10 protein-coding genes and 1 tRNA gene are annotated in these 12033 nt (G+C 40.8%); 10 read left to right on the forward strand and 1 reads right to left on the reverse strand.

All coding sequences use genetic code 11. From position 1 onward, the window contains the following. Window positions 1-160: 160 nt before the first annotated feature. Complete coding sequence (locus tag AC4PL9_RS05660; RefSeq protein WP_491603800.1) at window positions 161-2182, forward strand: SUMF1/EgtB/PvdO family nonheme iron enzyme; 2022 nt, start codon at window positions 161-163, stop codon at window positions 2180-2182. Between the two features lie 54 nt (window positions 2183-2236). Next, entirely contained in the window at window positions 2237-3523 is a 1287-nt protein-coding gene (locus AC4PL9_RS05665) for a UDP-N-acetylmuramoyl-tripeptide--D-alanyl-D-alanine ligase (protein WP_491603801.1), read from the forward strand. 50 nt (window positions 3524-3573) lie between these two features. On the opposite strand, the gene AC4PL9_RS05670 is transcribed toward AC4PL9_RS05665, so the two are convergent. After that, on the reverse strand, window positions 3574-4719 hold the full coding sequence (locus tag AC4PL9_RS05670) for an acyl-CoA dehydrogenase (protein WP_491603802.1): 1146 nt from the start codon (window positions 4717-4719) through the stop codon (window positions 3574-3576). A 76-nt stretch (window positions 4720-4795) separates the two neighbouring features. Here AC4PL9_RS05670 and AC4PL9_RS05675 point away from each other — a divergent pair, with 76 nt between their 5' ends. From AC4PL9_RS05675 to AC4PL9_RS05710, 8 genes are all read left to right on the forward strand, one after another. Beyond that, the gene (locus AC4PL9_RS05675; protein ID WP_491603803.1) at window positions 4796-5878 is read left to right on the forward strand and encodes an anhydro-N-acetylmuramic acid kinase; all 1083 of its coding nucleotides are present in this window, start codon (window positions 4796-4798) and stop codon (window positions 5876-5878) included. 83 nt (window positions 5879-5961) lie between these two features. After that, entirely contained in the window at window positions 5962-7191 is a 1230-nt protein-coding gene (locus tag AC4PL9_RS05680; RefSeq protein ID WP_491603804.1) for a Glu/Leu/Phe/Val dehydrogenase dimerization domain-containing protein, read from the forward strand. Window positions 7192-7195: 4 nt separating this feature from the next. After that, window positions 7196-8671 (forward strand): sodium:proton antiporter NhaD, encoded by a 1476-nt coding sequence (nhaD, locus tag AC4PL9_RS05685; RefSeq protein WP_491603805.1) that lies wholly within the window; start codon window positions 7196-7198, stop codon window positions 8669-8671. Window positions 8672-8703: 32 nt separating this feature from the next. Continuing rightward, window positions 8704-9390 (forward strand): MotA/TolQ/ExbB proton channel family protein, encoded by a 687-nt coding sequence (locus AC4PL9_RS05690; protein WP_491603806.1) that lies wholly within the window; start codon window positions 8704-8706, stop codon window positions 9388-9390. A 7-nt stretch (window positions 9391-9397) separates the two neighbouring features. Then, a complete protein-coding gene (locus tag AC4PL9_RS05695; protein WP_491603807.1) occupies window positions 9398-9817 on the forward strand; it encodes an ExbD/TolR family protein in 420 nt (139 codons plus the stop codon). An 11-nt stretch (window positions 9818-9828) separates the two neighbouring features. Continuing rightward, window positions 9829-10554 carry a hypothetical protein gene (locus AC4PL9_RS05700; protein ID WP_491603808.1) on the forward strand — a complete coding sequence of 242 codons (726 nt, stop codon included), beginning with the start codon at window positions 9829-9831 and terminating at the stop codon, window positions 10552-10554. Next, window positions 10554-11777, forward strand: a complete 1224-nt coding sequence (locus AC4PL9_RS05705) for a bifunctional folylpolyglutamate synthase/dihydrofolate synthase (RefSeq protein ID WP_491603809.1) — start codon at window positions 10554-10556, stop codon at window positions 11775-11777. The genes AC4PL9_RS05700 and AC4PL9_RS05705 overlap by 1 nt, the downstream gene beginning before the upstream one ends. 95 nt (window positions 11778-11872) lie before the next feature. Beyond that, window positions 11873-11947: transfer RNA gene (locus AC4PL9_RS05710), tRNA-Val, on the forward strand. Window positions 11948-12033 lie beyond the last annotated feature (86 nt).

The raw sequence follows: 12033 nt of genomic DNA on the forward strand, positions 1-12033 counted from the left end.
ATGAAGTATCCATGGGAATTAACTTAAATTGTAAAAAGAAACCGGTAACGTTTAAGACACTGTCATGTCCTTCTTTCTAAAAATTTGTGTAACCAAATTTAGAAAGCTACGTTATTAACATATATTTGTGGTAAGGATTATGAAAAACAAAGGCAAAAATATGAAAAACCTTAAGTTTTTTGGATGGGGTGCAATAGCTGCCATTCTTCTGGCAACCTCTTGTGCCAAAGATCGTTCGGAGATCACGGGGTGGGATTATAACAATCCTAAAAACGGTGGTTTTCAAAAGGTACCATTCTTAGATCAGGAAACAGGACCGGGTCTTGTTTTGGTTGAAGGTGGAACCTTTACAATGGGACGAAATGAACAGGATGTGATGTTCGACTGGAACAATGTTCCCCGTCGTGTGACTGTTTCTTCATTTTATATGGATCAGTTTGAGATCACAAACTTTAACTGGTTGGAGTATTTATACTGGGTAAAAAGAACCTATCCTTCTTATCCTTTGATTTACAAGAATGCTCTTCCTGATACAAATTCATGGAGATCACCTCTTGCATTCAACGAAAAGTTTGTAGAGTACTATCTTCGTCATCCGGCATACCGTGATTACCCGGTTGTAGGAGTTTCCTGGCTACAGGCAAACGACTTCTGTAACTGGCGTACGGATCGTGTGAATGAGTATATTCTTATCCGTGAAGGGATTCTGTATATGAACCCTGATCAACAGGATGATCCGTTCACAACGGAATCCTATATGGTCGGGCAATACGAAAACGGAGTAAAAGATCCAATGATTGATCTTGACCCTGCAAATGCAAATGGAAGCGGAAGAGGTCGTAAAAAATTCGGAACACGAGTAGTTCGTATGGAAGATGGAATATTACTTCCGCGCTACCGTCTCCCAACTGAAGCAGAATGGGAATTTGCTTACTACGGTCTTATCGGAAACCTTCCTGGACCTGAGTCGGAAAACATTACAGACAGAAGAACTTACCCATGGAACGGACACTGGGTTCGTCAGGATGGAGAGGAATTCCACGGAGATATTAGAGCGAACTTTGTTCGTGGACGCGGTGACTACATGGGTATCGCAGGACACCTTAACGATAATGCAGATGTTACTGCTCCGGTAAATGCATACTGGCCTAACGATTACGGTTTATACAATATGGCCGGAAACGTTTCAGAATGGGTATTAGATGTTTACCGTCCGTTATCTTCTGAAGACTTTAATGAGTTCCGTCCTTTCCGAGGAAATGTATTCAAAACAAAAGTTCTTAATAATGCTGGAGCTATTGAGCAGAAAAATACACAAACTGTATTTGATGTTCATGGAATTAAGGAATATCTAAACGAATTTGAGCGTGTACGTTACCAACGTATTTCGGCAATGAAGCATGATCCTGCTGATACAGTAGTACCTGCTTACATTTCATCACAGACCATGTCCCGCAACAAAGTTCCTGACGGATATGCTCCGGATCCATTGTTTATCTCACACAGCCGTGTTAAGGATTCTGTAGAGTTGGCTCTTCTTCGTAAAATCAATGAAGTGGTAGACCGTGCAATTGATCTTAAGAACGAGAAATATGATATTGAAGCCTCTGCTTTAATTCAGGATGAAATTGTCGATGGAATCTTCGAAGATGATTTCCGCGAAGGACCAGACGAAGAATACGCTTTTGAAGTTATCGTTATGCTTCGTGAAGGAATTTCAGATTTCATCATCAACACTCCAGGTCGTCTGAAGTGGAGAAATGAAACTGAAGAAGAGAATATCGGTCGTTTGAATTATCGCCGTGCTGACTACATTGATTACAACGATGGTGATATAGAAAGCTCTATCTACTTCGATAACGAAGACAGAAAGAATGCGATTAACCAATTCACCCGCGATGCAGATCTTGTGATGTACCAAAACAAATATGAAGAATTTGGTTTAGATGGTGCACAAGTTAAGCCTGGAGACAGAACGTCATGGCCAACAACCTTGATCTCTGACAAATCAAGAGTTTACAAAGGTGGTTCTTGGCAGGATCGTGCCTACTGGATTGTAGGTAGTGCGCGAAGATTCCTTGATGAAGACAAAGCACTTTGTACACTTGGATTCCGTTGTGCGATGGATCGTGTAGGAAGTCCTACAGGTCTTGGAAACGACAAGAAGAAAAAGAAAAAATAATTAGAACAATTATTATAAATTTACCCGAAGTTAACGCTTCGGGTATTTTTTTATATGGAAAGATTACATAACCTGTTCCTGGAAACAACCGGGATTTCAACGGATACTAGAAAGATTTCAGAGCAATGTATGTTCATCGCTCTGAGAGGAGAGAATTTTGACGGAAACCAATTCGTAAAGCAAGCAATTCAAAGTGGTGCCAAGTATGCCATCACCAGTGAAAAAGAACTCGAAAATAATACGGATATCTTCTACGTGGAAGACACCCTCTCCTTCCTTCAAAACCTTGCAAATTATCACCGAAAAAAGTTTTCCATTCCTGTAATCGGCATAACCGGATCGAATGGAAAAACAACTTCCAAAGAATTAATTGCATCAGTCCTGCAACAACAGTACGAGGTTCTTTTTACAGAAGGAAATCTTAATAATCATATAGGTGTTCCTCTTACCCTTCTTAAGTTACACCCCGAACACGAAATCGCTATTATCGAGATGGGAGCCAGCAAACCCGGGGACATAAAGGAACTGGTAGAATTAGCTGAACCGACTCATGGAATTATCACCAATATCGGGCGTGCTCATTTGGAAGGTTTCGGTTCGTTAGAAGGAGTAATCCGGACAAAGAGTGAATTGTATGACTTTATCCGGAAAACTTCAGGGAAAATCATTATCAATCAGGACGATCCAATTCTGACGACTCAACTTGGAAAATATGATTCAGTCAGAACGTACTCCGGGAAAAAGAATGGTGAAGTTACGGGAGAATTGATCCGACTTACACCTTTTGCAGAATTTGAATGGCAATACGGTTCGTACGTCTCGCCTACTCTTGCTACACATTTGGTCGGTGAATACAATTTTTACAATTTTCTGGCAGCAATTACCTTTGGAATTGAATTCAATGTTCCGGTTGAAAAAATCAATCGTGGGATTACTGAATACATCCCTTCAAACAATCGTTCCCAAGTACAAAAAACGGAACATAACACACTTATACTCGATGCGTACAACGCCAACCCGACTTCTATGCTATCCGCATTGAAATCGTTTGACAAAATAGATCATCGGTCAAAAATGGTCGTATTAGGGGACATGCTGGAACTCGGAAAAGAATCGGATACCGAGCATCAAAAAATTGTCGACTATCTCTCAGCTAAAGACTGGAAGATTATGCTTGTCGGTAAAGAATTTCAAAAAACAAAGCATCCGGATTCTATTTTACACTTTGAGGATAACACTATAATAAGGGATTACCTTTTAGAGACACAACCCAGAGACAAACTGATTCTGATAAAGGGATCAAGAGGGATCAAACTTGAAACCTGTGTAGACATACTATAAAAAAAGAGCTGCATAATTATATGCAGCTCTTTTTACAATTGTATTTCCTTCTATTTGTCGGAAGTAATGCTTCGTGAAATAACGATTTTTTGTACTTCAGAAGTTCCTTCGTATATCTGCGTAATTTTCGCATCACGCATCAATCGTTCAACATGATACTCCTTCACATATCCATAACCACCGTGGATTTGTACTGCCTCCACTGTATGTGTCATAGCTACCTGAGAAGCATATAACTTCGCCATAGCACCTGATGTATCATAGTTACGTTTGTTATCCTTATCCCATGCAGCTTTCATTACCATCATTCTAGCCGCTTCGATATCTGTAGCCATATCAGCCAATTTAAAAGCAATTGCCTGGTGCTTGTAAATTTCTTTTCCGAACGCCTGTCTTTCTTTAGAATACGCCAAAGCTAACTCGTATGCTCCTGAAGCAATACCCAAAGCCTGAGCCGCAATTCCAATACGTCCTCCTGAAAGTGTTTTCATTGCAAACGTGAATCCAAACCCATCTTCTCCAATACGGTTCGCCTTTGGAACCTTAACATCATTAAACAATAACGTATGTGTATCACTTCCACGGATTCCCATTTTGTCTTCTTTCTCACCTACGACAAAACCTTCCATCCCTCGTTCAACAATAAGTGCATTGATCCCTTTATGTCCTTTTTCAACATCTGTTTGAGCGATTACGATATATGTTGACGCTGAACTACCGTTCGTAATCCAGTTCTTTGTTCCGTTCAACAAATAATAATCTCCCATATCAACGGCTGTTGTACGCTGTGAAGTAGCGTCTGATCCTGCTTCCGGCTCAGAAAGACAAAAAGCACCGATTTTCTCTCCTTTTGCTAGCGGAACAAGGTATTTCTCTTTCTGCTCTTCCGTACCGTAGGTTTCAAGTCCCCAGCAAACCAATGAATTATTTACAGACATACAAACGGATGTCGAAGCATCTACCTTAGAGATTTCTTCCATTGCCAAAACATACGATATCGTATCCATTCCTGAACCTCCGTACTTTTCGGAAACCATCATTCCAAGGAATCCAAGCTCTCCCAACTGACGAATTTCTTCAACCGGAAAACGCTGTTCACGGTCACGGTCAATTACCCCCGGCTTCAACACGTTTTGTGCAAAATCTCTAGCTGCGTCTCTTACCGCAATTTGTTCTTCTGTTAAATCAAAATTCATGGTTCTTATTTTATTCTTTACAACAATGACTTACAAATTTAGTTTTAAATTTGAAAAAAACTGCAAAAAAATAGCAATGACATCCTATTCCCTTATCGGTGTTATGTCCGGAACTTCAACAGACGGATTGGATTTAGCTTACACGACATTTTCTCCCGTTTCTAAATCATCAGAAAAATGGAGTTTTGAATTGCACTACGCAAAAACGTATCCCTACCCCGAAGAATTAATTCGTTCTATACGTCAGGCAAAAGAGCTGAATGGGTATGCTCTCAAAGAGTTAGATATTGTTCTCGGAAGGTTTATAGGAGAAACAGTAAATAATTTCGTAGATGAATTCACAATTGACCGCACGACTGTTCATGCAATAGCTTCACACGGGCACACCATCTTTCATCAACCATCTGAGAAGATCACTGTACAGATAGGGAATGGCCAGGTTATTGCATCGCTCACAGGAATTAAAACCATTAATAACTTCCGGGAAAAAGATGTCCTTTCAGGTGGACAAGGAGCCCCGTTAGTACCCATTGGAGATTTATTATTATTCAGTGATCGGGCGGACAGCTTTTTGAATCTGGGTGGTTTTGCAAATATTACCTCCATCCGGGATAATATTCCTATCGCTTTCGATATCTGTCCCTGTAATCTCCCACTAAATATGTATGCTTCACTGATCGGATATCCTTACGATCACAATGGAGAGCTGGGTCGTTCAGTTCCTAATCAGAATACGGGTCTTGTCTCGACACTCAATCATTTACCCTATTATTCTAAAAAATGGCCCAAATCGCTTGGAGCCGAATGGTTAGAAGAAGAGTTTGCACCACTTCTTGAAATTGATGAACTGACTGCCCAGGAAAAGCTGAGAATTTGTTACGATCATATCAGCGAACAAATTGCGAGCAGTATCCGTGAACTTAAAGCCCAAAAAGTTTTGGTTACCGGAGGCGGCGCTAAAAACAAATTCTTAATTGAATTAATCCGGCAAAAAAGTAATTCGGAGATTCTTATTCCCGACAGCCAACTTATCGACTTTAAAGAAGCAATTGTGTTTGCCTTTCTTGGCGTTTTATTTCTAATCGGACACCCCAATTGTTTAAAAAGTGTAACCGGAGCCGACAGAGATGTATGTGGCGGGAACGAATTTTTACCCTGAATTCATTTTTCTTAAAAAGTTTTGTCTGAAAAAAATGACGGTTCAATATGTTTTTTACTTTTGTCAGGTTAATCCACGTACAGATGAAAGATTTATTAGAGAAATTCGAGAATAAACGCCCGGAAATCGTTTTTGAATGGCAAGATAGTGAAACAGAAGCAGAGGGTTGGGTAGTGATTAATTCCCTGCGGGGAGGAGCAGCAGGAGGGGGAACCCGCATGCGTCAGGGGCTAGATAAAAGAGAAGTTGAGTCATTAGCCAAAACAATGGAAGTTAAGTTTACAGTTGCCGGCCCCCCGATTGGTGGTGCTAAATCCGGTATTAACTTTGACCCGAAAGACCCCAGAAAAGAGGGCGTTCTTCGTCGTTGGTTTGCCGCTGTTACTCCCCTATTAAAATACTACTACGGTACAGGTGGAGATTTGAACGTTGATGAAATTCACGAAGTGATTCCAATTACGGAAGATTGTGGAATCTGGCATCCACAGGAAGGTGTTTTCACAGGACACTTCCAACCCAGAGAAGCTCAGAAAATCAATCGCATAGGGCAATTACGCCAGGGAGTTCTAAAAGCAATTGAAACAGCTGATTACTCTCCTGATATTGCAAAAAAATATGTAATCGCTGATATGATCACCGGTTATGGAGTTGCAGAGTCTGTTAAACACTATTATTCGATTTGGGGTGGTGGTGTTACAGATAAAAAAATAATTGTTCAGGGTTGGGGGAATGTTGGTTCCGCAGCTGCTTATTATCTGGCTCAGCAAGGAGCTAAGGTTGTAGGAATTATAGACCGCGTAGGAGGACTCATAAAGGAAGATGGTTTCTCTTTTGAAGAAATCCGTGAGCTTTACCTTACTAAAAACGGTAATGAACTGAACGCAGAGGGAATGCTCTCCTTTGATGAAGCAAACGCAAAAATATGGGATATTGAAGCAGATGTTTTCCTTCCCTGTGCTGCATCACGACTGCTTACAAGAGACCAGGTAGATCGTATGATCAAATCAGGTCTTCAGGTGATTTCAGCCGGGGCGAATGTTCCGTTTGCTGATCCTGAAATATTCTTTGGACCTATTGCTGATTACGCAGATAATCATATTAGTGTTATTCCTGATTTTATTTCTAACTGTGGAATGGCGCGTGTCTTTGCTTACCTGATGAGTAATGATCTTGATACACTCACTGATGAAGGTATTTTTGAAGACACCTCGGAAACCATCCGAAAAGCTTTGCAAAACACAAACACCAAAAATAAAGCGAAGACAGGCATCGCCAAGGCGGCATTTGAAATCGCATTAAACCAATTAATCTAAAACTATGGAAATTTTTATGATCGTAGTTTTTGTGCTGGGGTATCTTGCCATTGCCTTTGAGCACAATCTACATGTTGACAAAGCCGCTCCTGCCCTTTTAATCGGTATGATCAGCTGGGGACTCTATGCCCTCTACCCTGCCCAGGCGCTTCACGTCGACACTTCTCAACCACTTACAGAAGTCGTAAAAGAAGATGGACTGGATCACCGTCTTCCCCGTTTTGAAGAGTACGCGCAAACAGAAATTGTAAAGCACGAAAAGGATCTTCATGGAAAATCAAAAGAAGATCCAAAAAACGCAGAAGATACCTCTAGCTTTCTTCATCACTTTGTCGGACATGGACTCGAACACCATCTGTTTGATATCGCTGCCATTCTTTTCTTTCTGATGGGAGCAATGACAATTGTTGAGATCATCGATACCCATGAAGGGTTCCAGGTGATCACGGACAAAATTAAGACAACCAATAAGGTAAAGCTCCTTTGGATTCTTTGTTTTCTGACTTTTTTCATGTCAGCAGCTCTGGATAACCTGACAACTTCCATCGTTATGATATCGGTCATCAGAAAACTCATAAAGGATCAAAAGACCCGTTGGTTTTTTGCCGGAATGATCGTAATTTCTGCAAATGCAGGTGGTGCGTGGTCTCCTATTGGTGACGTCACAACTACTATGTTATGGAACAGTGGTCAGTTGCCTACTTCCGCAAAAATTGTAGTAGACCTGATACTTCCTTCTTTGGTAACCATGATATTACCTCTGGCTATCTCCTCTTTCATTTTAAAAGGAAACGTTGAACGTCCTGTAAAAGTTCATGATGCAGATCACTATCTGAACCCTACAACTGAGTTTGAGAGAACCTTCGTTTTCTTCCTGGGGCTTGCAGGACTATTATTTGTACCTGTCTTCAAAACCCTGACACACCTTCCTCCCTTCACAGGAATGATGTTGTCACTTGGAATTTTATGGGCCGTTACTGAATTAATGCACAAAAGCAAGCCTGCTGAACACCGTAAAACACTTTCACCATTGACAATCCTGAGAAAGATTGACTCGGCAAGTGTTCTTTTCTTTTTAGGTATTCTTATGGCAGTAGCTGCTCTTCAGGAAGTTGGTATTCTTGTACAGGCTGCCGGAATTCTGGACAGTACATTTAACGGAAATGTATACTCTATTAACCTGACAATTGGTTTACTATCTGCTATTGTTGACAACGTTCCGCTTGTTGCAGCAGCACAGGGAATGTACCAAATCAGTCCTGAAATGGGAAGCGCTTTTGCACCAGACGGAGCTTTCTGGCAATTCCTAGCATATTGTGCAGGAACAGGAGGTTCAGCTCTCATTATTGGTTCTGCTGCCGGAGTTGCAGTTATGGGGTTAGAGAAAATTTCTTTCGGTTGGTATATTAAAAAGATTTCTCTTCTCGCTATTTTAGGCTATTTTGCCGGAGCGTTAGTATTCATTTTAATGCATACATAATACTATTTCAAAAATTAATTCGTTATAAAACTATGAATCCATTACTCTTACAAATCGATACTCCTGAGAACATTCAGGTAGCAACGACTGAAGTCTCTCTGTGGGAACTTGTTGCCGGGGAAAACGGTCAAAGTCTTTTCATCATGATTCCTTTGATGATCATGTCGGTTATTGCCGTTTACATATTCGTGGAACGTTTTCTGGCTGTTAACCGGGCATCGAAAGAGGAAAAAGATTTCATGAGTAAAATCAAGGACTACCTGAAAGATGGTAAAATTGATTCGGCAAAGGATCTTTGTGCCCGTTCAGAGAATCCTGCTGCTCGCATGGTTGAAAAAGGAATCAGCCGACTAGGGAAATCTCAGAAAGATATTGCTGCTTCCATTGAAAACACTGGGAAACTGGAAGTAATGCGTCTTGAACAACGCCTTAACTTTCTGGCAACTTCAGCAGGAGCAGCACCTATGATCGGGTTTCTTGGAACGACAATTGGTATGGTAAATGTATTTATTGAAATGAAAAGTATGCAATCTTTGGAGCTTTCTACGATTTCTCCGGGAATTATGCAAGCAATGATAACAACCGTAGGAGGTCTGATTGTTGGTATTATTTCATACGTTGGGTATAATTACCTTGTAGGACGTATTGAAAAAGTGGTCTATAAAATGGAGAATACCGCAATCGACTTTATGGATTTATTGAACGAACCGGGAAAATAACAGCAGTATGAATCTGAGATCGACCAATAAAATAAAAACAGAAGCAGGAATGGCCTCAATGACCGACCTTGTCTTCCTGCTATTGGTGTTCTTTATCATTATGAGTACACTCAGCGAGCCGCAAACTCCGCTGGATCTTCCTCAGGCTGAAAAAGGAGCTCCGAGTTCAAAACAACCCAAGCCTCCGACATCGGTAGGTATCACAGCAGACAATACGTATTTCATAGACAATAACCTTTCTCAGGAATTATCGTATGAAGAAGCAAGGGATCAGTTAATTACTCTGATGAATGAATCAGAAGAAAAGAAAATTAAGATTGCAGGAGATAAAAATGCCTCTTACGAATCTGTTTTCAAACTGATTTCTTTGGCTCAGGTACAGGGGTGGAAACCTCTTCTGGCCTTTGACAAGAATTCTGAACGGTAAAATGAAATGGTATGGCAGAAGTAAAAGTAGTTGAAGAAAAGGACCGAAACACAGGTATTGTTGCAGCTGTAGTTTTTACAGCTGTGCTCTCTATTCTATTGCTTTTCCTTTCTGTTACAGAACCTGATCCTCCTCTACAGGATATTCCAGTTCCTATTGAATTGGATGAGGAAATGATTATAGAGGATTTTGAGGCTAATGCCGGTGGAGGGACTCCCGCCAACACAAAAGATCCGAAACCCACTCCTCCGGATCAGGGGGATGCGGTACTCAGTTCGGAAGAACCTACTTTCACACACAATACAGGTCAGGAAGGTAAAAAGCCGGTAGAAAATCCCAAACCCAGCGACCCTGAACCCGACCCTACATTTACATTTTCCGGATCAGGTGGTTCTGGAGGCGGTGGAGGTAGCGGAAACCTCTTTGGAAGCGGAACAGATAATAACCCGGGAACAGGTCCCGGAGGAACCGGTTCGGGAACAAGAAAAGTAGTCACCCCCCCCTGTCCTCCTTCAGCAGGAACAGAAGAAGGGGATATTTATCTAACAGTTTGGATTGACGAAACCGGTAAGGTTATAAAGGCTGAAAATATTCCTACAAAAACAACAACAAGTTCAGCAACTGTTATTAATGCAGCTATACAGGGTGTAAAGAACTGTATGCGCTTTGAAAAACGCGAAGGGGCAGGTGTTACCAAACGAGAACTGTCTGGCCCTATCCGAATCAGACGGAATTAATGAAAACATACGAAGAAACCACGGAATGGCTTTTCAAGCAATTTCCGTCGTATCAGAATCAAGGAGCCGGAGCCTATAAACCGGATTTACACACAATTTCCAAACTACTTAAAGCACTTGGTAACCCACATTCCGGATTACAATGTATACATGTGGCAGGCACAAACGGAAAGGGAAGCACATCGCATATGATCGCTTCCATCCTGATGGAGTTAGGATATAAGGTTGGCGTGTTTTCCTCTCCTCACCTGAAAGATTTCCGGGAACGGATCAGGATTAACGGAAATATGATCCCTCAGACAACTGTAGTAAATTGGGTTAACCATAAGTTACCTACTCTGAATCTGGATTATTCGCCCTCCTTTTTTGAACTGTCCTTTGCTCTGGCTGTCGATTATTTCAACGAGCAAAACTGCGACTTCTGTATACTGGAATCCGGTATGGGAGGAAGACTTGACGCAACGAATATTATTAGTCCGCTTGTAAGCGTTATTACCAATATAGGTCTTGATCACAAACAGTTCCTCGGAAATACGCGTAAGGAAATTGCACGGGAAAAAGCCGGGATCATAAAACCGGGAGTTCCGGTTGTTATTTATGAAAAGGATGAAGAAACACAAGAAGTTTTCGAATCCGTTGCAAAAGAAAAGAACAGTACTATCTACTGGGTACAACAGGATATATCCTATAAAACGGATCTTACCGGAATTTTTCAGCAGGCAAATGCCGCAACCGCTGTTGCTACCATTCTTGAATTAGAAAAAATGAATCGTATTGCACCAGCTCAAAAAGCAATCGAACAAGGGCTACAGAAAGTTAAGATAAATACTTCTTTTCAGGGAAGAATGGAAAAATTATCTGATGCGCCTCAAACGTTTCTGGACGGTGCACATAATATAGAAGGTATAAAAGCATTGCTCGATAACTTTCAGGATTTAAAAGATACCGCGGTACTCCATATCGTATATGGAGCTTCGAATGATAAAGAACTTGAAAACATCTTCCCTTTGTTCCCTGAAAATTCACATCTGTATTTCACCTCTTTTTCGAATCTGCGTTCCTTCCGTATTGAAGAATTACAAAAAAGATCAGAGCATTTATTACAAAAACGCACTTTTTTTTCAAATCCCCATGAAGCATTAAAATCAGCGCAAACAACTGCAAAAGAAAAAGATACAATACTTATATTTGGAAGTCTTTTTCTGGTATCAGATTTTTTTTAATTTTTTTTAGTTTTTTTCATTGTCAATTCAAATTTGTCACTTATATTTGCACCCGCAATGACGGTCAAACGAGACTATCAAAAAAGCAAAAAAAAGGGCTCTTAGCTCAGTTGGTTCAGAGCACCTGCCTTACAAGCAGGGGGTCACTGGTTCGAATCCAGTAGGGCCCACTAAAAGGGACAAATAAGATTTACATCTTGTTTGTCCCTTTTTTATTTCCTTAAACTTCCTAATATTTCTCAGAGTGAATACAACC

The organism is Wandonia sp., assembly GCF_984588085.1.

Coding starts and splice junctions, on each gene's coding strand:
- AC4PL9_RS05660 (WP_491603800.1), top strand. CDS start 161: ATGAAAAACCTTAAGTTTTTTGGATGGGGTGCAATAGCTGCCATTCTT.
- AC4PL9_RS05665 (WP_491603801.1), top strand. CDS start 2,237: ATGGAAAGATTACATAACCTGTTCCTGGAAACAACCGGGATTTCAACG.
- AC4PL9_RS05670 (WP_491603802.1), bottom strand. CDS start 4,719: ATGAATTTTGATTTAACAGAAGAACAAATTGCGGTAAGAGACGCAGCT.
- AC4PL9_RS05675 (WP_491603803.1), top strand. CDS start 4,796: ATGACATCCTATTCCCTTATCGGTGTTATGTCCGGAACTTCAACAGAC.
- AC4PL9_RS05680 (WP_491603804.1), top strand. CDS start 5,962: ATGAAAGATTTATTAGAGAAATTCGAGAATAAACGCCCGGAAATCGTT.
- nhaD (WP_491603805.1), top strand. CDS start 7,196: ATGGAAATTTTTATGATCGTAGTTTTTGTGCTGGGGTATCTTGCCATT.
- AC4PL9_RS05690 (WP_491603806.1), top strand. CDS start 8,704: ATGAATCCATTACTCTTACAAATCGATACTCCTGAGAACATTCAGGTA.
- AC4PL9_RS05695 (WP_491603807.1), top strand. CDS start 9,398: ATGAATCTGAGATCGACCAATAAAATAAAAACAGAAGCAGGAATGGCC.
- AC4PL9_RS05700 (WP_491603808.1), top strand. CDS start 9,829: ATGGCAGAAGTAAAAGTAGTTGAAGAAAAGGACCGAAACACAGGTATT.
- AC4PL9_RS05705 (WP_491603809.1), top strand. CDS start 10,554: ATGAAAACATACGAAGAAACCACGGAATGGCTTTTCAAGCAATTTCCG.